This window comes from Dactylosporangium sp. NPDC006015, assembly GCF_040614215.1.
GTDB lineage: Bacteria > Actinomycetota > Actinomycetes > Mycobacteriales > Micromonosporaceae > Dactylosporangium > Dactylosporangium maewongense.
Window position 1 is genome coordinate 145,593 of record NZ_JBEXUD010000005.1, and the last position, 20,391, is coordinate 165,983.

Annotated in this window: 15 protein-coding genes; 8 read left to right on the top strand and 7 right to left on the bottom strand. The window is 72.8% G+C overall.

The window, feature by feature from the left end:
• Nucleotides 1-42: 42 nt before the first annotated feature.
• A complete protein-coding gene (locus tag ABZ321_RS11350) occupies nt 43-435 on the bottom strand; it encodes a DUF5319 domain-containing protein (RefSeq protein ID WP_327008183.1) in 393 nt (130 codons plus the stop codon).
• Nucleotides 436-590: 155 nt separating this feature from the next.
• On the opposite strand from ABZ321_RS11350, the gene guaB reads away from it, so the two are divergent.
• Together guaB and ABZ321_RS11360 are read left to right on the top strand one after the other, a co-directional pair.
• Nucleotides 591-2,111 carry an IMP dehydrogenase gene (gene guaB / locus ABZ321_RS11355; protein ID WP_354890940.1) on the top strand — a complete coding sequence of 507 codons (1,521 nt, stop codon included), beginning with the start codon at nt 591-593 and terminating at the stop codon, nt 2,109-2,111.
• Between the two features lie 39 nt (nt 2,112-2,150).
• Complete coding sequence (locus tag ABZ321_RS11360) at nt 2,151-3,269, top strand: GuaB3 family IMP dehydrogenase-related protein (protein WP_344501789.1); 1,119 nt, start codon at nt 2,151-2,153, stop codon at nt 3,267-3,269.
• Between the two features lie 120 nt (nt 3,270-3,389).
• Here the strand turns inward: ABZ321_RS11360 and ABZ321_RS11365 are convergent, their stop codons facing one another.
• Together ABZ321_RS11365 and ABZ321_RS11370 are read right to left on the bottom strand one after the other, a co-directional pair.
• A complete protein-coding gene (locus tag ABZ321_RS11365; protein WP_344501915.1) occupies nt 3,390-3,803 on the bottom strand; it encodes a roadblock/LC7 domain-containing protein in 414 nt (137 codons plus the stop codon).
• A gap of 2 nt (nt 3,804-3,805) precedes the next feature.
• Nucleotides 3,806-6,991 (bottom strand): nitrate- and nitrite sensing domain-containing protein, encoded by a 3,186-nt coding sequence (locus tag ABZ321_RS11370; RefSeq protein ID WP_354890845.1) that lies wholly within the window; start codon nt 6,989-6,991, stop codon nt 3,806-3,808.
• 202 nt (nt 6,992-7,193) lie between these two features.
• Between ABZ321_RS11370 and ABZ321_RS11375 the strand changes: the two genes are divergently transcribed.
• On the top strand, nt 7,194-8,453 hold the full coding sequence (locus ABZ321_RS11375; RefSeq protein WP_344501787.1) for an ABC transporter substrate-binding protein: 1,260 nt from the start codon (nt 7,194-7,196) through the stop codon (nt 8,451-8,453).
• On the opposite strand, the gene ABZ321_RS11380 is transcribed toward ABZ321_RS11375, so the two are convergent.
• Nucleotides 8,431-9,660: a hypothetical protein gene (locus tag ABZ321_RS11380; protein WP_354890846.1), complete on the bottom strand. Its 1,230-nt coding sequence runs from the start codon at nt 9,658-9,660 to the stop codon at nt 8,431-8,433. The genes ABZ321_RS11375 and ABZ321_RS11380 overlap by 23 nt on opposite strands.
• Nucleotides 9,661-9,777: 117 nt before the next feature.
• On the opposite strand from ABZ321_RS11380, the gene ABZ321_RS11385 reads away from it, so the two are divergent.
• The 5 genes from ABZ321_RS11385 to ABZ321_RS11405 all read left to right on the top strand — a co-directional run bounded on the left by ABZ321_RS11385 (nt 9,778) and on the right by ABZ321_RS11405 (nt 16,175).
• Nucleotides 9,778-11,463: a GMC family oxidoreductase gene (locus ABZ321_RS11385; RefSeq protein ID WP_344501785.1), complete on the top strand. Its 1,686-nt coding sequence runs from the start codon at nt 9,778-9,780 to the stop codon at nt 11,461-11,463.
• Nucleotides 11,464-11,556: 93 nt separating this feature from the next.
• Entirely contained in the window at nt 11,557-13,110 is a 1,554-nt protein-coding gene (gene guaA, locus ABZ321_RS11390; RefSeq protein ID WP_354890847.1) for a glutamine-hydrolyzing GMP synthase, read from the top strand.
• A gap of 61 nt (nt 13,111-13,171) precedes the next feature.
• A complete protein-coding gene (locus ABZ321_RS11395; RefSeq protein ID WP_344501783.1) occupies nt 13,172-14,107 on the top strand; it encodes an NUDIX domain-containing protein in 936 nt (311 codons plus the stop codon).
• 89 nt (nt 14,108-14,196) lie between these two features.
• Nucleotides 14,197-14,925 (top strand): NUDIX domain-containing protein, encoded by a 729-nt coding sequence (locus ABZ321_RS11400; protein WP_344501782.1) that lies wholly within the window; start codon nt 14,197-14,199, stop codon nt 14,923-14,925.
• Nucleotides 14,926-15,215: 290 nt separating this feature from the next.
• A complete protein-coding gene (locus ABZ321_RS11405; protein WP_354890941.1) occupies nt 15,216-16,175 on the top strand; it encodes a CDP-alcohol phosphatidyltransferase family protein in 960 nt (319 codons plus the stop codon).
• Between the two features lie 561 nt (nt 16,176-16,736).
• On the opposite strand, the gene ABZ321_RS11410 is transcribed toward ABZ321_RS11405, so the two are convergent.
• From ABZ321_RS11410 to ABZ321_RS11420, 3 genes are all read right to left on the bottom strand, one after another.
• Nucleotides 16,737-18,005, bottom strand: coding sequence for a phosphatidylserine decarboxylase (locus ABZ321_RS11410; protein ID WP_344501781.1), 1,269 nt, complete (start codon nt 18,003-18,005; stop codon nt 16,737-16,739).
• A gap of 82 nt (nt 18,006-18,087) precedes the next feature.
• A complete protein-coding gene (locus tag ABZ321_RS11415) occupies nt 18,088-18,357 on the bottom strand; it encodes a hypothetical protein (RefSeq protein ID WP_344501780.1) in 270 nt (89 codons plus the stop codon).
• Nucleotides 18,354-20,363 carry a PspC domain-containing protein gene (locus tag ABZ321_RS11420; protein ID WP_354890848.1) on the bottom strand — a complete coding sequence of 670 codons (2,010 nt, stop codon included), beginning with the start codon at nt 20,361-20,363 and terminating at the stop codon, nt 18,354-18,356. The genes ABZ321_RS11415 and ABZ321_RS11420 overlap by 4 nt, the downstream gene beginning before the upstream one ends.
• Nucleotides 20,364-20,391: the final 28 nt, after the last annotated feature.

Consider the following 20,391-nt stretch of genomic DNA (forward strand, 5'->3'; position numbering starts at 1 on the left):
GTACCCCGCGCGCGGCAAACCTAAACGAAGGTGCCCGCGGACTCAGCCTTCGTTGTCGTCCGTGGCGCTCGCAAGTGCGTCGTGGACCCCGTCAGCGTAACCCCGCGCGTACTCCCATGTGACGTAATGGTCCGGGTCCGGGTCGAAAGCCGGCTCGTGCACCCGCGGCCGGCCCGACGTGAGCAGGTGCTTCAGGTTTCCCCGCAGCAGGTCCCAGTCGAAGTAATGCGGCTCGTGGCAGTCCTCACACTCGATGACGAGCCCACGGACACCGATCGCCGTGAGCAGCGCCTGGTAGATCTCGAGGTCGGCAAGGTCCTCGAGAACGTCCTGGCGCTCGGCGGCGGTCAACGGGTCGTCGGCACCGCTGTCGTCGAGCTCGGCCGAAGGATCGGCCGGGTCACCGGCGAACGGGTCGATGGGCTCTTCGTGCACGCCTCAACGGTAGCCCTAATACCGGCATGTGTGGGGCTCGGTGTGCGGAGCGGTAGTAAGCCAGGGCACGTCCGGCCATGGCGGAGGGGGTGCGCCGTCGGGGCGGAAGTACGATGAGACGCACCCGCCGGAGACCGAGAGCTGGGATGCGCTTCATGGATTTCTCGCCGCGACCTGACGTGCTGTCACGCCCTTCCAGCAGCTCCGAGCTGCCTTTGGGCCTGACCTTCGACGACGTGCTGCTGCTGCCGGGCGAGTCAGACGTCGTGCCGAGCGCCGTCGACACGTCGAGCCACGTCACCCGCAACATCACCCTGCGCATCCCGCTGGTCTCCAGCGCGATGGACACGGTGACCGAGGCCAGGATGGCGATCGCCATGGCGCGCCAGGGCGGCATCGGCACGCTGCACCGCAACCTGTCGATCGACGACCAGGCGCAGCAGGTCGACCTGGTGAAGCGGTCCGAGGCCGGGATGGTCACCAACCCGGTGACCTGCTCGCCCGACGACACCCTCGGCGAGGTCGACAAGCTCTGCGGGCGATACCGGATCTCCGGCGTCCCGGTCGTCGACAGCGCCGGCCAGCTCGTCGGCATCGTCACCAACCGGGACATGCGCTTCGTCTCCGACCCGGCCACGCCCGTCCGCGAGATCATGACCGTCACCCCGCTCTACACCGCGCCCGTCGGGGTCAGCAAGGACGAGGCGCTCGCGCTGCTGCGCAAGCACAAGGTCGAGAAGCTGCCCATCGTCGACGGCTCCGGCAAGCTCCGCGGCCTGATCACGGTCAAGGACTTCTCCAAGAGCGAGAAGTTCCCGCACGCCACGAAGGACGACGCCGGCCGGCTCCGCGTCGCCGCCGCCGTCGGGGTCGGCGAAGACGCCTACAAGCGGGCCCGCACCCTCATCGACGCCGGCCTCGACATCGTCATGGTCGACACCGCGCACGGGCACAACCGGCAGGTCGTCGAGATGGTCGCCCGGCTGAAGAAGGAGACCACCGTCGACGTCGTCGGCGGCAACGTCGCCACGTATGCCGGCGCGAGGGCCCTCGCCGAGGCGGGCGCCGACGCGGTCAAGGTGGGCGTCGGCCCCGGCTCCATCTGCACCACCCGCGTCGTCGCGGGCGTCGGCGTGCCGCAGATCACCGCGATCATGGAGGCCGCCCGGGCCTGCGCGCCGCTCGGCGTGCCGGTCATCGGCGACGGTGGCATGCAGTATTCCGGCGACATCGCCAAGGCGATCGTGGCCGGCGCCAGCACCGTCATGCTCGGCAGCCTCCTCGCCGGCTGCGAGGAGAGCCCCGGCGACCTGATCTTCATCAACGGCAAGCAGTTCAAGTCCTACCGGGGCATGGGCTCGCTCGGCGCGATGCAGTCCCGCGGCCAGGCCCGGTCCTACTCCAAGGACCGCTACTTCCAGGACGACGTCCTGTCCGACGACAAGCTCGTCCCCGAGGGCATCGAGGGCCAGGTGCCCTTCCGCGGCCCCCTCGCCGCGGTCGCCCACCAGCTCGTCGGCGGGCTGCGCTCCGGCATGGGCTTCGTCGGCGCCGCCACCGTCCCCGACATGCACGAGCGGGGCCAGCTCATCCGGATCACCGCGGCCGGGCTCAAGGAGAGCCACCCGCACGACATCCAGATGACCGTCGAGGCACCCAACTACCACTCGCGGTAGACACCCCTAGCAGGGCTTAAACAATGGCAGGAGCGGCAAATGCGTGACGTGGTCGAGATCGGGCTGAGCAAGAGTGCCCGGCGTGGCTACCACCTGGACGACATCGCGATCGTCCCGACACGGCGCACCCGTGACGTCGACGACGTGTCGACCAACTGGCAGCTCGACGCGTACCCGTTCAAGATCCCGTGCGTGGCGCACCCCTCCGACGCCATCATGAGCCCGGCGACCGCCGTCGAGCTCGGCCGCCTCGGCGGGCTCGGCGTGCTCAACGTCGAGGGCCTCTGGACCCGCTACAGCGACCCGAGCAAGATCCTTGAGGAGCTGTCCGGGCTGGACGAAGACTCCCGGGCCACCAGGCGCCTCCAGGAGGTGTACGCGGAGCCCATCAAGCCCGAGCTCATCGGCGAGCGGGTCAAGGAGATCCGCGACGGCGGCGTCACGGTCGCCGTCCGAGTCTCCCCGCAGCACACCCTCGCCCTCGCGCCCGTCATCCTCGACGCCGGCGTCGACCTGCTGGTCATCCAGGGCACCCTCGTCTCCGCCGAGCACGTGTCGACGACCGACGAGCCGCTGAACCTCAAGGAGTTCATCGCCGACCTGGACCTGCCGGTCATCGTCGGCGGCTGCACCAACTACCAGACCGCGCTGCACCTCATGCGCACCGGCGCGGCCGGCGTGATCGTCGGCATCGGCGCCGACGAGTGGTCGACGACCGACCGGGTCCTCGGCATCCGCGTCCCGATGGCCACCGCCATCGCCGACGCCGCCGACGCCCGCCGCGACTACCTCGACGAGACCGGCGGCCGGTATGTCCACATCATCGCCGACGGCAACCTGCAGACGTCCGGGGACATCGCCAAGGCGCTCGGCTGCGGCGCCGACGCCGTCATGGTCGGTGAGCCCCTGTCGCGCAGTGAGTCCTCCCCGGCCGGCGGCGCCTGGTGGCACTCCGCCGCCAGCCACCCGAAGCTGCCCCGCGGCTCGTTCGGCTCCGCGGAGGAGTCCCTCGGCGACCTCGAGAAGGTCCTGTACGGCCCGTCCGAGGACCCCGACGGCGTCCTCAACCTGTTCGGCGGCCTCCGGCGCGCGATGGCCAAGTGCGGCTACCGCGACCTGAAGGAGTTCCAGAAGGTCGGCCTGGTCCTCGACCGCTGACCGGCGCGCGACGCCTGACGGCCCGGCCCCCGCCTCGGGGTCCGGGCCGTTTCGCATCCTCCCGGGAGCGCCCGGCTCCCGGGACCCGGAAGAGGCGTCTTCCGGGTCACGCGAGAAGGGTCAGCGGGGGAGGGCCTGCTGGAGCTCGGCCCGCAGCGCCGGGGTGAGCATCTCGCCGGCCTGCTTGGCCAGGCGGGCCATCTCGTAGCCGACGACGCCGATGTCCGCCTCGCGGCCGGCGAGCACGGCCAGGATCGAGCCGTCGCGGATCGTCATGACCAGGAAGAAGCCCTGGCCCATCTCGACCACGGTCTGCTTGACCTCGTCGCCGTCGAAGATGCGGGCGGCGCCGCTGGTGACGCTCACCAGGCCCGACGTGACGGCGGCCAGCTGGTCCGCGCTGTCGCGCGGCAGATGGTCCGACACGGCGACCAGCAGGCCGTCGGAGGACACCACCACCGCGTGCGCGATGCCCGGCACCCGTTCGGTGAAGGCGTTGATCAACCAGCTCAGGTCCCGTGCTTGTTGGCTCAGGGTCACGCCGTGCTCCCTCGATGATCGTTGATCGGCACCGTGGGTACCTCGTCCTCGTTCGCGGCCCGGTGCACGCCACTGTAGAACCGGGTGAGCATGCTGCTGACGCTCGCGGGGTCCGGCTCGGTGTGCGACGAGACCTGGATCGGCTGGGTCGCGTCAGGTCTGGTCTCCGCCTGCCCAGTGTCACCCGGCAGCTGTGCCAGCGGCACCCTGATCGGCAGGCCGCTGGCGCTCGTGCCCGCGGTCACCGGGGTCCGCTGCGCCGGGACCGCCGGGGCCGACGACGCCGGCGCGTCACCCGCGCCGCCCCGCGACCACCAGCGGGTGCCCTTGGCGGGCGGCGCGGTGTTGCCCCGCGCGGCCGCGCCGATGATGTCCTCGGCCCGGCTCGGCCCGCGCCGCTGCGCGCCCGCGGCGGGTCCACCGTTCGCGGTCCGCTGCGCGGGCGGCCCCGAGGCGGGACCCGCCGGGCCACCGCCGGCCCCCGGCACCCCGGAGACGGGCGCACCAGAGCCCACACCAGAGCCCACACCGTTGCCGGCCACGGGCACACGCGGTCCCGGCACCTGCGGTCCGGGCCCGCCGGAGACAGGGCCGGCCGGACCGACCGAAGCGGGAACCCCTGCGACAGGCACGCCGGGGCTCTGAAGTCCGAAGCTCGACGCCGGGACGCCCGACGCCGGGACACCGGAGACCGACGCACCCGACACGGGCACGCTCGAGACCGGCACCCCCGACACGGGCGCCGCGCGCAGTGGCATCCCGGACACCGGCATGCCGGAGACCGGTACACCGGAGACGGGCGCACCTGAGACAGGCACGCCGGACACGGGCGCCCCCGAAACCGACGCCGGCACCGGCTCGGCGCCCGCGGCAGCATCGGCGGTAACAGCGCCCGCGGCGGCGGAGGCGGCGACCGGCCAGGTCGGCAGGGCGACCGGCCCCGCCGGCAGCGGCGGCGCCGCGACGGCCGGCACGTCCCCTTCGGCCGGCGACCCGGCGGTGCCGGCCCCGCTCGGCCGCCCGGGCAGCGCCGGCAGCACGGCCGTCGGCGCGTCCTCGGCGGAGACCATCGCGGGCACGGGCCGTGCCTCGTCGGCGGCGATCGGCAGCCGCGACATGCCGGCGATGCGGTTGCCGCTGCCGTGGTACAGCCCGGCGCCCTCCGGCGGAGCGGCCAGGAGGCGGGCGGGCAGGGTCACGTAGGCGGTGACACCCTCGTCGGAGGCGTCGAGCCGGACCTGGACGCCGTGCCGCGCGGCCAGGTGGCCGACGACGACGAGACCCATCCGCTCGGACGCGGCCACGTCGATGGCGATCGGCGCCGACACGCGGTCGTTGGCTTCGACGAGCCCGGACTCGGTCATGCCGAGCCCGCGGTCCTCGATGACGATCGTGGCCTCGCGGGTCTGCTTCGAGGGCCAGCCGGACACGGTGACGACCGTGTCGGGCGGCGAGAACGTGGTCGCGTTCTCGAGCAGCTCGGCGAGCAGGTGGACGATGTCGGAGACGGCGTGCCCGACGACGAAGATGTCGGTGGCGACGTCGTGCCGGATTCGCGCGTACTGCTCGATCTCCGCCATCGCCGCGAGCGTCACCGCGGAGAGGGACACGGGCTGCGCCCAGCGCCGGGTGGCCTCGCTGCCGGCGAGGACGAGGAGGTTCTCGTCGTTGCGGCGCATGCGGGTGGCGAGGTGGTCCAGGCGGAAGAGGTTCGCCAGCTGGTCGGGGTCGGTCTCGGCGGACTCCAGCTGGTCGAGCAGCTGCAGCTGGCGCTCGACCAGGGTCTGCGAGCGGCGAGCCAGGTTGACGAACATCGAGTTGACGTTGCGCCGCATGACGGCCTGCTCGACGGCGAGGCTGACGGCGCTACGGTGCACGGCGGTGAACGCGTCGGCGACCTCACCGATCTCGTCGGTGGAGCGGACCCTGGTGGTGGTGTCGACGGTGACGGTCTCGCCGCGGGGGAGGGTCCGCAGGCGTTGGATGGCCTCGGGGAGGCGGTGCTGCGCCACGTCGAGCGCCTGGGCCCGCAGCTGCCGCAGCGAGCGCGCCATCGACCGGCCGATGAGCCACGACAGCAGCAGCGCGATCAGCATGACCAGGACGATCACGGAGGTGGCGACGATGGCGTCGGTGCGCTGCGAGGCGCTGCGGTTGGCGGCGCCCTCGATCGCGTCCTCGAGCAGCTCCTGCTCGATGGTGCGGATGTAGTCCAGCTCGCTGGTGCTGGCGAGCCACCACTCCTCGGGGGTCACGCCGACGGCGGCGCCCCGGGCGCGGGAGATGACCTGCTGCTGGAGGCGGGCGACCGTGCCGACGGCGGTCTGGCGCAGGTTGCGGTCGTAGAGGGCCAGGTGCCGCGGGCTGGCGGAGTCGCGGAAGCGCTCGACGGCGGCCACCTGCCGCGCCTGGATCTCGGAGAACGTCTCGAAGTCGTCAGGGGCGAACTTGCCGGCGCTGGCGGCCGCGAAGATCCGCCCGCGCAGCTGGTCCTTGAGCTCCTTGGCCTGGGCGAGGTCCATGAGGGAGGCGACCTCGGTGACCGACTGGGAGTCGCCGCCGATGTCGGGGCGGTCGGGGACGAGCCCGAACAGGTGCTGGATGGTGGAGGAGTACTGGTCGAAGACCGCGTCCTGGCGCAGCCACCGTTGCTTGACGCCCTCGCGGACCAGCTGCAGGTCGGCGAAGTCGGCGGCGACCCGGTTCTGCGACTGGTTGAAGATCGGGTTGGCCAGCAGCGGGCGGGCGGCGTTGGAGAAGGCGGCGAGGGCCGCGTCGGTGGCGGCGTAGTTCGCGGCCAGCTCCTGGTTGCTCGAAGTCGACCCGCTCGGCGCTTGGACGGTGGTCGATTTGGCGAGAACTCCGGCCGTTCGGTCCCTTTCCAGCTGCAGGTAGTGGATCAGATTGGTCAATTGGCGGCCGACCTTGACCCCTTGGGCGAACTGGTCGAGCTTGGAGGCGTCCTGGACGGAGGCGTTGATCTGGACGCCGGCGATGACGAGGAAGGCCACGGCGGGCAGCACGAGGACGGCGGCGAGCTTGGTCGGCACGCGCCAGTCGCGGACCCGGAACAGCGACGCGCTGCGCCGCTGCGGCTCCCCTGGCCTGCGGCGCCGGTGGCTGTTCACCTTCATGACGACGGCGGGAGCCCTCGATGAAGGTGGCGAAGCGAAGGTCTGCACCCCTCACACCTTTCGCATGCGTCATCGCGCTGCCTGAGCAGCGTGCGAGCCTTATCAAACCAGGGTTGCGACATCTGTCCAACCACGGCATTGTGGTCCAGGTCACATTACTTGGCATTCGACTTCGGGGTTGAAACGCATCGACCAGACGGGAAGGATACGCACCGTCCGACCAGCCGCGTGTCCCAAGGAGCTTCCTGTCGTGCACACCCTCGGCCGCCGGCCCGCCGTGGCCGCGTTCGCCGTGGTCACCGCGCTGCTTCTGACCGCCTGCACGAGCAAGGGCAACCCCGCGCCGAAGCCGCCGGCGTCGGTCGCGATCGGCCTGCTGGTCTCCACGACCGGGCCGAACGCCGCGATCGGCCAGCAGGCGCAGCTCGGCGCGAAGCTCGCGATCGAGCTGGTCAACAACGACATCACGGACCTGAAGATCCCCCTGCCGCTGGCCGCCGGCGCCGGCCTGCGCAACGGCACGAAGCTCACGCTCGTCGTCGGCAACAGCGACAGCGCGCCGGAGAAGGTCGAGAAGGAGGCGTCGCGGCTCGTGCACGACGGCGCCGTCGGGCTCGTCCTGGCCGACACCCTGGACGTCGCCGCCCCCGCCGGCCGCGAGACCGACACCATCGGCGTCGCGCTCGTCGACGCGCTGAGCACCGCGGACACGTTCGCCGACCTCAACCGGGCGGCGCACTTCCGCATCCAGCCCAGCGACCGGCAGGCGATCTCGACCGCGCTGGCGCTGCTGTACCGGGAGCGCGACACCGGCGACGAGTTCAAGCGGGTCATCACCGCGATGGGCAAGGCCAGCGGCACCGTCGGCGAGGAGCTCGCCAACGTGCGCGCCTCGATCGAGGACCTCAGCCTCGCCGCCGGCTACGAGATCGGCGGCAAGCAGCAGATCGCCCTGGAGTCCGGCGGCGCCGGCGACAGCAGCTTCGTCGAGAAGGGCGACGCCGTCCTCGCCTTCGTGCTCAACGCGCAGGACGCGGCGGCCGCGGTGGAGCTCGCCGGCCGGCTCAAGGGCAAGGCGCCGGTCATCGCGCTCGGCCCCGGCGTCGGGGCGCTCGACACGGTCAAGGGCAACAACCAGGTGCTGCGGGCCACGGGCTGGTCCGGTGACTTCGCGGGGCGCAACCCCGTCGCGAGGGTCGTCGGCGGCATGTACGAGCAGGCGTTCCACGCCAAGCTGACCGAGGTCGCGGCGGCCGCGTTCACCGCGACGATGCTGCTCGCGCTGGCGATGAACACCGTCACCACCGACCTGAGCCCGCCGACGATCCGCAACGCGGTGCAGCAGTTCTCGCTGCCGGCGACCCAGATCGTCATGCCGTGGAACGGGATCCGGTTCGACGGCGCCGGCTACAACCAGCTCGGCGCCTGCGTCGTCGAGCAGCACGCCCCCAACGGCTACCTGGTGATCCACCCCGTCGAGCTGGCGGCTACCCCGACGCTGAGCCTGTAGCCGCGAGCAGCCGCCGCAGCTCGTCGGGCTTCTGGTACAGCTCGTTCAGGTCGAGCACCTCGCCGCCGGGCGCGACCAGGCGCCGGGCCACCAGAGGGTGCTCCCGCCGCCAGCCCTGCCGCAGCAGCGTGTGCTCGACGAGCACGGACAGCAGCACGACACCCATCCACGGCGGCGCCGGCTGGTCGTCGGCGGCGGTCTCCCCGCGCCGGGCCCGCTCCACGTCGACCGGACGGCGCAGCAGCGTGCCGGCGAGCTCGTCACGGTCGTCCGGGTCGCGGCCGAGCACGGCCCGCACCGCCCGCACGTATTCGCGGGCCTGGCGCTCGACCTCCGCGCCGTACACCTCGACCGGCAGCTGCTCGAAGCGCGTCCACTCCCCGTCGCCCCCGATCACCTCGGCGGCGAGCGTGCGCTCCTCCTCGGCGGTCAGGGTTTCCACGTCGACGGCGTCGCCGGCCAGCCCGGGCCGGGGCACCTCGCCGATGGCGCGCAGCTCGGCGGCGAGCCCGGGGTGCCGCAGCGGCACCTCGTCGAGCAGCGCGCCGCCGTCGACCGCCGGCGCGCCCCACCGCGACAGGCGCAGCCGCCAGCCGGCGTGCAGGTCCGAGATCCGCACCGGCACCGGTTCGGCGGCCGGTTCGGCGGCACTGCCAGGGGTGATCAGGTGGCGGCCCTCGGCCGCGGCGAACGCGGCGAACGCCGCCTCGATCGTCGCGGCCCGCAGCAGCGCCGCGGCCGCGTCCTCGACGCCGGACAGCCCGCCACCGCCCGCGGCGATCGCCGCCGCGTCACGGACCTGCTCCACCGTGACCCGCAGCGGACCTGTCGCGGCGTGCACCTTGGCGTCCGCCGCCACGAGCAGGCCGCGGACCAGCTCGGGGTGCTTCGTGTCCGGCAGCGCCAGCTCGTGCGCCAGAACGATGCGCAGGTGGTCGGCGGGCAGCCCCCACACCAGGGGCAGTCCGACGCGCAGCACGCCGCCGGTGTACCGGACGGTGCCGGACCCGGCGAGGGTGACCGCGACCGGTGGGGTCGCGTCCGCGTACTTCGCCGCCTCGGTCACGAGCGAGTGCAGGACCGTGTGGCGGGCGGCGGTCACCTTGGCGGTGTCGGGGCCCCAGTGCTCCTTCATGGGCGCCGGGCCGGCACCGCGCAGCAGCCGGCGGCCACGCCAGGCGGCCAGCCCGCCGGGAAGTCTCGCCATGCGCCTCAGTGTGCCGCACCCCGCCCGGTAGCTGGGGGAGGCGCTCCGGCGGGACTGACGCCGGCCGATGCGAAACTGGGTACTTCCCAGTAACTTACTGGTGAGTCACCATGAGGCGTGCGATATGACGTGGTGGTCATCGGTTCGGGCTTCGGCGGCAGCGTGACCGCGCTCCGCCTCGCCGAGAAGGGCTACTCGGTCGCGGTCCTGGAGGCCGGTCGGCGCTTCGCCGACGACGAGTTCCCCAAGACGTCGTGGGACGCCAAGCGCTTCCTGTGGGCACCGGCCCTGCGCTGCTTCGGCGTCCAGCGGCTCAAGCTGCTGCGCAACGTGCTGGTGCTGTCCGGCGCCGGCGTCGGCGGCGGGTCGCTGATCTACGCCAACACCCTCTACCGGCCACTCGAGCAGTTCTACGACGACCCGCAGTGGCGCGGCATCGCCGACTGGCGCGCCGAGCTCGCGCCCTTCTACGACCAGGCCGAGCGCATGCTCGGCGTCAGCGTCTACCACCGCATGACCCGGGCCGACCTGGCGATCAAGGCCGTCGCCGAGCGGATGGGCGTCGGCGACACCTTCCACCAGACCCCCGTGGGGGTGTACTTCGGCAAGTCGGGCGTCGACCCGTACTTCGGCGGGGCCGGACCGCTGCGTCACGGCTGCGAGCACTGTGGCTCATGCATGACCGGCTGCCGGGTCGGCGCGAAGAACACCCTGGTGAAGAACTATCTGCACCTGGCTGAGCGGCTCGGCGCCGAGGTCCACCAGTTGACGACGGTGGCGTCGGTACGACCTGAGGACGGCGGCTATCGCGTCGACACCCGCGGGACCGGGCGGCGGCGGGACCGCCGGGCGTTCCACGCGGCGCAGGTCGTGTTCGCCGCCGGCGCCCTCGGCACCCAGGAGCTGCTGCTGCGGATGCGCGCCGACGGGCAGCTGCCCGAATTGTCGGCGAAGGTCGGCACGCTCACCCGCACCAACTCCGAGTCCATCCTCGGCGCCCGCTCGCTGCGCAAGGACGTCGACTTCACCGACGGCGTGGCGATCACCAGCTCGTTCCACCCCGACGCGCACACGCACATCGAGCCCGTCCGGTACGGCCCCGGCTCCAACGCCATGGGGCTGCTGCAGACCGTCCTCACCGACGGCGGGCCGCTGCGGCCGCTGCGCTGGTTCGGGGCGTTCTTCCGGCACCCGATCCGGCACACCCGGGTGCTCTCCGTGCGGCGCTGGTCGCACAAGACGGTGATCGCCCTGGTCATGCAGTCGCTGGACAACTCGCTCAACGTCCGGCTCCGCCGCGGCTGGACCGGCCGGCGCAAGCTCACCACGTCGCAGGGGCACGGCGAGCCCAACCCGGCCTGGATCCCGGCCGGCAACCACGCCGTCCGGCTGCTGGCCGAGGAGATCGGCGGCATGCCCGGCGGCAGCTGGACCGAGGTCTTCAACATCCCGGTCACCGCGCACATCCTCGGCGGCGCGCCGATCGGCGACTCGCCGGAGCACGGGGTCGTGGACGCCTATCACCGCGTCTACGGCCACCCCGGCCTGCACGTGGTCGACGGTGCCGCGGTCAGCGCCAACCTGGGCGTCAACCCGTCCCTGACGATCACCGCCCAGGCGGAGCGGGCCATGTCCATGTGGCCCAACCGCGGCGAGGAGGACCCCCGGCCGCCGCTCGGCGAGACCTACGTCCCGGTGCCACCCGTCCCGCCGGCCAACCCCGCGGTCCCGGCCGGCGCGCCGGCGGCGTTGCGGGTCACCGCCGTGCCGGCGCCGCGACGGCGACAGGAGCACCATTCGTGACGAAGTGCGCGGCACCGCGGTACCGACGCGGCAAAGGCTGAAAGAGCGGCAGTGAGGCGCAGGTCACCCCGGGGCGCCGACTAGGCTCGACGCATGACCACGCCGCCGCCGGTTCTCGTCGTCGACTTCGGTGCCCAATACGCGCAGCTGATCGCCCGCAGGGTGCGCGAGGCGCACGTGTATTCCGAGATCGTCCCGCACTCGATGCCGGTCGCGGACATGCTCGCCAAGCGCCCCGCCGCGATCATCCTGTCCGGCGGCCCCTCCTCCGTCTACGAGGAGGGCGCCCCGCAGGTCGACCCCGCCCTGTTCGACGCCGGTGTGCCGGTCTTCGGCATCTGCTACGGCTTCCAGGCGATGGCGGTCGCGCTGCGCGGCGAGGCGAGCCACACGGGGCTGCGCGAGTTCGGCGGCACCCCGCTGAGCATCGCCGGGAGCGGCGGCGTGCTGCTGCGCGACCTGCCCGACGCCCAGTCGGTGTGGATGAGCCACGGCGACTGCGTCACCGCCGCCCCGGCCGGCTTCACGGTCACCGCGGGCTCGCCGGCCGCGCCGGTCGCCGCGTTCGAGGACGTGTCGCGGCGGCTCGCCGGCGTGCAGTTCCACCCGGAGGTCGCGCACACCCCGCACGGCCAGGAGGTGCTGCGCCGGTTCCTGTACGACATCGCCGGCATCGAGCCCACCTGGACGTCCAACAACATCATCGAGGAGCAGGTCGAGGCGATCCGCGCCCGCGTCGGCAGCAAGCGCGTGCTGTGCGCGCTCTCCGGCGGCGTCGACTCCGCCGTCGCCGCGGCCCTCGTGCACAAGGCCGTCGGCGACCAGCTGACCTGCGTCTTCGTCGACCACGGCCTGCTGCGCGCCGGCGAGGCCGAGCAGGTCGAGAAGGACTACGTCGCCGCCACCGGCATCAACCTGAAGGTCGTCGACGCCTCCGCGCGCTTCCTCGGTGCCCTCGCCGGCGTGACCGACCCGGAGCAGAAGCGCAAGATCGTCGGCCGGGAGTTCATCCGGGTCTTCGAGCAGGCCGCCCGCGACCTGGACGCGGAGGAGCACGTCGAGTTCCTCGTCCAGGGCACCCTCTACCCCGACGTGGTCGAGTCCGGCGGCGGCACCGGCACCGCCAACATCAAGTCGCACCACAACGTCGGCGGCCTCCCCGACGACCTGCAGTTCGCGCTGGTCGAGCCGCTGCGGACGCTCTTCAAGGACGAAGTGCGCGCGATCGGCGCCGCGCTCGGCCTGCCCGAGGAGATCGTCATGCGGCACCCGTTCCCCGGGCCCGGCCTGTCGATCCGGATCATCGGCGCCGTCGACGAGGAGCGGCTCGCCATCCTGCGCGCCGCCGACCTGATCGCCCGCGAGGAGCTCACCGCCGCCGGCCTTGACCGGTCGGTCTGGCAGTTCCCGGTCGTGCTGCTCGCCGACGTCCGCAGCGTCGGCGTCCAGGGCGACGGCCGCACCTACGGTCACCCGATCGTGTTGCGCCCCGTCTCCAGCGACGACGCCATGACCGCCGACTGGTCCCGGCTGCCGCACGAGCTGATCGCGAAGATCTCCACCCGGATCACCAACGAGGTCCGCGAGGTCAACCGCGTGGTCGTGGACGTGACGTCCAAGCCGCCGGGCACCATTGAATGGGAGTGAATGTTTTTCCTCCTGTGGGTCTCCCTTGCTCCTGGGCGGAAATGCCGGACAATTTATTGTCGTGACTCCTGCGTTACAGCCGCTGCGGCGCATCGCGGCCTACTGCGTCATCGCTGACTCCGACGAGTTCCTGCTGGTCCGGGCGTCGGCGAAGGCCGGCACGCCCGGAGTCTGGTCGCTACCCGGCGGCGCCGTCGACCACGGTGAGCAGCCGGTCGACACCGTCGTGCGGGAGACCGCCGCGGAGACCGGCCTGTCCGTCGCCGTCGCCCGGCTGCGCGACGTGCTCGCCGACATGCGGGCGCTGCCCGACCGTGGCCTGACCATCCACACCGACCGCCTCATCTACGAGGTCACCGTGCGCGGCGGCGCGCTGCGCGACCGCGTCGGCCAGCCCACCGACCTGGCCCGCTGGGTCACCCGCGAGGAGGCCGAGCAGCTGCCGTTGCGCCGCTTCACCGCCGACGCGCTCGGCCTGCGGGAGGCCGCGGTCGACCTGCGCCCCGACGGTGTGCCCGAGGTGCCGTCCTTCTACGCCGTGCCCGGCCCCGACGGCCTGCACCGCGCCCAGCGCTTCGCCGCCTACGCCGTCTGCACCGACCGGCGCAACCGGGTCCTGCTGACCCGCATCTCCGACGGGTACCCGGGCGGCGGCTCCTGGCACCTCCCCGGCGGCGGGACCGACTTCGGCGAGCAGCCCGGCGTGGCGCTCATCCGCGAGCTGGTCGAGGAGACCGGGCAGGAGGGCCACATCGTCGAGCTGCTCGGGGTGGCGTCGCACCGGGACGCGGCCCAGCTCGGCCCCGAGGGGTACCCGATCGACTGGCACGGCGTCCGCGCGTTCTACCGGGTCCAGGTGCCGCGCTCCAGCCGTCCCGTGATCCACGACGTCGGCGGCTCGACCGCCGAGGCCCGCTGGTTCGACCCCGAGGACCTCGACGAGCTGCAGCTGACGGAGGTCACCGAGGAGGCGCTGCGCGGGGCGGGCCTCCGCTAGCTCTGGTTTGCTTTGGTTTGCTCTGGTTTTCGTGCTGCGCGGTGTTGCCCGAGCCTGCTCTGCGGCGGGCGCGTTCTAGGCTTGGCGCCATGTGCGCAGCCCGGGTGATCACCGTCTACGGCCGTCGACCCGGAGGGACCGACGACGTCGGCGGACCGGTCCGGCACGGCGAGAGCCCCGCGACCGCGATGGTCCGGCACTTCGTCGAGCAGGCCGACCTGTCCGTCGTGGTGCTCTCGGTGCTCGACGTGCACGCCGTCATCACACCCGACCTGCACGAGGACCGGGTGGTCTTCGAGGTCGCCCCGGCCCCCGGCGCGGCCGTCGGCGACTTCACCGAGCGGCCCGACCCCAACGGGCTGCCGACCGGGCAGCGCTTCGCCGCGTACGGCTTCGTCACCGATCCTGCCGGCCGGGTGCTGCTCACCCAGATCGCCCCCGGCTACCCCGGCGCCGGCAAGTGGCACCTGCCGGGCGGCGGCACCGACCCCGGCGAGCAGCCCGGCGAGGCGCTGCTGCGCGAGCTCGTCGAGGAGACCGCCCAGCACGGGGAGATCACCGAGCTGCTCGGGGTCACCCACCGGCGCAACCCGGGCGCGATCGGCCCCGAGGGTTACCCGATCAACTGGCACGCCGTACGGGCGCTCTACCGCGTCCTGGTGCCCTCGCCGACCGCACCCAGAGTGACCGAGGCCGCCGGCGGATCGACCGCGGCCGCGGCCTGGTTCGACCGGGCCGAGCTGCCCGGCCTTCAGCTCACGGAGGTGGTCCAGTGGGCCGCCTCACTTCCGCGACGGGACAGTGATCGTGGTCGTTAAGATAAATTACAGGTGAATTTGGTACTACGCTGAGTAGTCCGGCATCAGCACCCGACGAGCATGTTTCTAGGCTGGTTCCTATCTGAGCCATCGCCAAGCGCGACACGATATGCGATGGTGTAGATCGCGAGGCAGTCTCGCGAAGACGGACACAGTGGGGCAAAGGGCCCCGGAATGCGACCGTGGGAACCCCGTTCCTGCATGGAGGATCAGTGCCGAGAGCACCTTGGCAGCGACGACGCACCACGGACAGTCCGCGCCCCGGTGGCAGCAGACAGTGGGCGGGCCGGCTGCGACGCAGCGGTTCGCTCGCCCGCCAGGTGCTCTTCGCCGGGCGGGTCGGTCGTCGCGGTGACGGCAACGTCGCCGGCGCCACCTCGCTGCTCATGCCGCCGCCCGCCGAGACCGAAACCCGCGAGGGCAGGGTCCGGCTCCCGCGCCTGCGTATGCGCCGCCGTGACGGACTGTCACGAGACGTGGTGTCTGTCGCGCCGGTCAGCCCCGCCGTCCCGTCGGTCTCCCTGGGCGCCGAAGAGGCGTCGAGCTTCAGCATCCCGCTGCTGCCGGGCGAGCGCACCGTCGGCCGCCGCATCCGCTTCGCCCTGGCCAACGCCTGCACCATCAGCAGCCTCCTGCTGGGCCTGTGCGCGATCTTCGTCGCCGTGAACCACGGCGACGTCCGCATCGCCGCCACCCTGCTGATCGCCTGCGTCGTCTTCGACGGCCTGGACGGCTTCCTGGCCCGCCGCCTCGGCGTCGCCAGCCCGTTCGGCGCGCAGATGGACTCCCTCGCCGACATGTGCTCCTTCGGCCTGGCCGCGCCCGTCGTCGTCTATGCCTGGCTGAGCGACTCGGCCCCGGCCGCCGCCCTCGTGCCCGCCTGTGCGCTCGTGGCCGCCTGTGCCGCGATCCGCCTGGCCCGCTTCAACGTCTCCCCGAAGGACGGCCGCTTCTTCTGCGGCGTGCCGACCACCATGTGCGCGGCGGTGCTCGCCCTCGCCACGCTGATCGCCCCGGAGATGCCCCCGGCGCTGCGTGTGGCCGGTGTCGCGCTGCTCGGCCTGGCGATGGTGTCCAGCTTCCCGTATGCGAAGCTCGCCCGCCTGGCGAAGCTGCCGCCGTGGCTCTTCGCCCTGCCGGTGGTCGGTGCTCTGGTCGACTTCCGCCTGACGTTCGTCGCCGTGGTCCTGGCGTACCTGGTGAGCGGCCCGATCCTCTGGCTCCGCCAGCGCCGCCACGCCGCCGCCTGACCTTCCCGCACCTCGCAGCGCCCCGCCTCCGGCTCCCCGGACGCGGGGCGCTTCGCTATTCCCCGTGGCCCAACACTGCAACCGGCCAGACGCCGCGCGATCCACCTTTGGTTCCAGAGATCAACTTAAGGGCGGACGACGCATCATCTGGTGCAAAGGCCGCAGACCCGGGCATTGACCAACGTCTGCCGAGTGGCGTGGAGCGCCGGGAACAGGTGTGCCGGAAGGCGGGCGAACGTGCGGCCGCCGCCGTGCGCGGGGTGCTTGGCTGCCCTTGGCTCAACTGCCGCGCTCGGTGCCGCGCGGATAGACGTTGCGCGATCCGCCCCCGGGTTTTGGAGAGCAACTTGGGGGTGGATCGCGCAGGCTCTGTGGCGCAAAGGCCGTAAAGCCGGGCATTGACCAGCGTTTGTCGAGTGGGGCGGGGCGCTGGGAATAGGGCTGCCGGAAGGTGGGCGAGCGCGTCGTTGGCGCCGTGCGCGGGGGCTGCCGGTTCGTGGGCGGGTGTGCTGTGCCGGGGCCGGTGGAGTGTGATCTCCGCCGGCCCCGGGGAGGACGGGCTCAGAGCCAGGTGGCGATGACCGTCGAGCCGCCGACGACCCGGTCGCCGGGGGCGACCGCGGGGGTGGCCTTGTCGGCGGGCAGGTAGACGTCGGTGCGGGAGCCGAAGCGGATCAGGCCGAAGCGCTCACCCTTGGCGAGCAGGGAGCCGACCGGGGCACGCTGCACGATGCGGCGGGCGATCAGGCCCGTGCGCTGGACGACGGCGACGGGGCCGTGGGCGGTCTCCAGCAGCGTGTACGCCGCGACGTTGTGCTCGGCCTCCGGCTTCATCGCGGCCGCGTAGCCGCCGTCCTCGACGAAGTAGTCGACGACCTTGCCCGCGACCGGGGCACGGTTGACGTGGACGTCGAGGACGGACAGGAAGACCGCGATGCGGAGGAACTCGATGTCGCCGAAGCGCTTGTCGTGCAGGCGCTCGACGCCGAGGACCTTGCCGTCGCTGGCGGCGACCACGGCGCTCGCGTCCTCGGGGACGTCGCGCTGCGGGTCGCGGAAGAATGCGGCGACGGGCGCGGCGGCCAGGGCCGGGACCAGCCACAGCTTCGACTTCGGCCGGGCGGCCTTGGCCAGGGCGGCGAGGCCGAGCGCGATGCCGGCGGCGGCGACGCCGTTGGAGTCGATGTGCATGCCCCGGGTGAGGGGGACGCTGGAGGGGCGCAGCGCCGGCAGCAGGTTGTGCGCCGCGGCGTGGTGGGCCGGGGTGTGCCGGAGGCGGTGCACGCGGACCGGCGGCACGTTGCGCAGGACGAGGTCGCTGCCCACGCCGTACAGCGCGGCCTGGCGCTCCACCTCGTCGGCGGCGCCGCTCGGCAGGCGGGTCGCCGGGACGACGACCGTGAGGACGCCGCCGGTGGTGACCAGCTTGGTCAGGCCGGCGAGGACGGCCCGGGCGTCGTCGGCGCTGCCCGCGAGGGGCTCGGCCAGGATCACCACGTCGGCGGGCTCCGCCTCGGTGAGCGACTCGACGACGCGGGTCCGGTCGGACACCCAGCGCCCCTGCCGCTCGACATGCTCCCGGAGTGCCGCGACGGCCCCTGCGGCAGCCGAGGCGCCGGACGTGGCGACGATGGTCAGGCGGTCGTCGGGCAGCAGCGCGTCGATCGCCGCCGCGAGCGTGGCGGAGCCGGCCGCGGCGCCGACCAGGAGGCCGGTCTTGGGCCCGCCGTGACGGGCGAGCTCGGAGGCGAGGACCCGGGCGGCGCGGTCACCGATCTGGATCGGGCGGCGGGAGACGCCGGACGCGCCGCCAACGGGAAATTGGGTCATGTCTGAAGGGCTCCTCAAGAAATACATGCAAACGAAAAGGCCGGCGGGGGAACGCGCCCCGCCGGCCCAGCATATTCCGTGACTAGTCCGCGTCGTCCGGGTCGTACGCGGGAGGCGCCGAAGAAGCCGGCGGCGCCGACGTGGCGGGCACCGAACTGGACGGCTTGTCGGACTTGTCGGAGCGCAGCGCCCCGAGCAGCCCCAGCAGGCCGAAGACGATCAGTCCGACGGCGACGATCCAGCCGGCGTTGAGATTGACCGAGACCGCCTGGTTGAAGAGCCAGACGATGACGATGCCGAGGAAGATCAGGCCGAACGTGAGGGAGAGGCCATCGGTGCGGTGCGGCTTCACCGGGTCACCTCCAGGTTGCCGTAGCGAAGGTCGAGGTCGAGGTGCAGCTTGCCGCCGCCGGCGCCGTCGGTGCCGAGGTCGGTGAACTCGTTGGTCTGGTTGAACCCGCCGCACTCGCGCCCCAGGACGCGGCAGTCGCCGCCCTCGACCCGGACGTCGACGTACACGTCCACGTTCTTCGGCAGGATGATCTCCATGTTGCCGCCGTACCCGACGCGGAAGCTGATGTTGACGTCCTGGCCGGCGAAGTCCACCTGGCGGAGGTCGGCGTGGATGTTGCCGAAGTCGGTGCGGTAGTCGCTGTCGAGCTCGGTGACGGACATCGGGTTGATGTTGATGTTCTCGACGTCCTTCCTGCTCGGGCCGTCCATCGTCGACGCGGTCGAGATGGCGAGGGCGAGGCTCAGCACGACGCCGAGCAGGATCATGAGCCGGGCCCGGCCGAACCACGCGCCCACGATCAGGCCGAGCGCGACGATCGCGAGCGGCACCGCGAAGTACGTGCTGACCAGGAGGTCGAACGTGGTCACCTCGAGCACGGCGAGCACGCCGAGCGACAGGCAGATCAGCGAGAAGATGACCCGGCCGAGGCGGGAGCGCGGCTTCGGCGGCTTCGGGGGCTTGGGCGGCTGCGGGGCGAGCCCCGGGTACGGCGACGCGGGCGCCCCCGCCGGGTAGCCGAGCGACGCCGCGTAGGGGCTGCTCCCGCTGAACGGCCCGTGCGGCGCGAACGGCGGCCGGTAACCGGTCGGCGGCAGCGGTGGCAACGGCGGCAGCGGCGGCACGAGCGGTGCCGGCGGCCCGGACGGCCGGGCGGGTGCCGGCGTCGCCGGAGTGGCGGCCGGGACGGGCTGGGTCACGGCGGTCTGGTGTTGCAGCCACGCCGGGTGTACGCCTGGCGTCTTGCCGACGGATCCACCACCGCGCCCGGTGTACGACGGTCCGGCGGACTGGAACGGCGGCACCGACGGCGGGAACGGCGCGGCGGCCGCCGGGCCCGGCACGAACGGCCCGGGCGGCGTCGGCGGCATCGGCGGCATCCAGGGTCGGCCGCCCCCCAGCGGGCCGCCCGGCTGGTCCGGCTGCGGCCCGGGCGGCAGGTTGCCCTGCCCGCGGACGAGCAGCGCCACCACCCCGATGACCACCGCGAGCCCGACCGCGGCCGCGCCGACGTTGCGGGACATGACCAGCAGGAACGCCAGCACCGCGCCGACGCCGATCACGATCGCGACCGGGGCGGACGTGGTCGACCTGCCCCGGCCGAGCAGCGCCTCCAGCGGGGAGCCGGTGTCGCCCTCGGCGGGCAGCAGGAGCCAGCCCAGCAGGTACGCGACGATGCTGACCCCGCCGGCGAGCGTGAGCACGGCGAAGATGACCCGCCACAGCGTCGGGTCGGTGTTCGTGGCCCGGCCGATCGCGGCGCACACCCCGGCGACGTACCGGCCGTGCTGCGGCCGCACGAGATTGCTGCGGCTGAATCCGAACGGCGGCACCCCTCCGGCCGCCGTTCCGAACGCCCCAGGACCACCGGGACCGCCAGGACCACCAGGACCACCAGGACCACCAGGACCGCCGGGCCCACCGGAACCACCAGGACCACCGGCGCCGCCGGTGGGAGGAGGGCCGGGTGGCGGCGGGCCGGCCGGTCCGGCACCGGCGGGCGTGAAGCCACCGGACGGCGGCTCGAAGTCCTCCGACGCGGGCTCCTCCCGCTCCACCTTGGTCAGATCAAGCTTCGGCTCCGCGGGCACGGTCGCCGCCTCCCAGGCAGGATCCCCGGCGGCGCCGCTGGCGGGCGACACGCTGGCGGGCGGGGCAGGGGCGTCCTGCGACGTGGCGGCGTCGGAGGCGGCATCGGCGGCATCGGCATCGGCGGCGGCGTCGTCGGACCCGTCGGGCAGGTAGTCCGCCGCGTAGCTGGGCGCCACTCGTACACCATCCGGCTCTTGATCTTCTGCACGTGCTCTTGCGGCCGCCGGCTCGTCGGCGGCAGGCGGGTTCGTCATGCCACCGATCGTCGCCGACCCGGAGCCC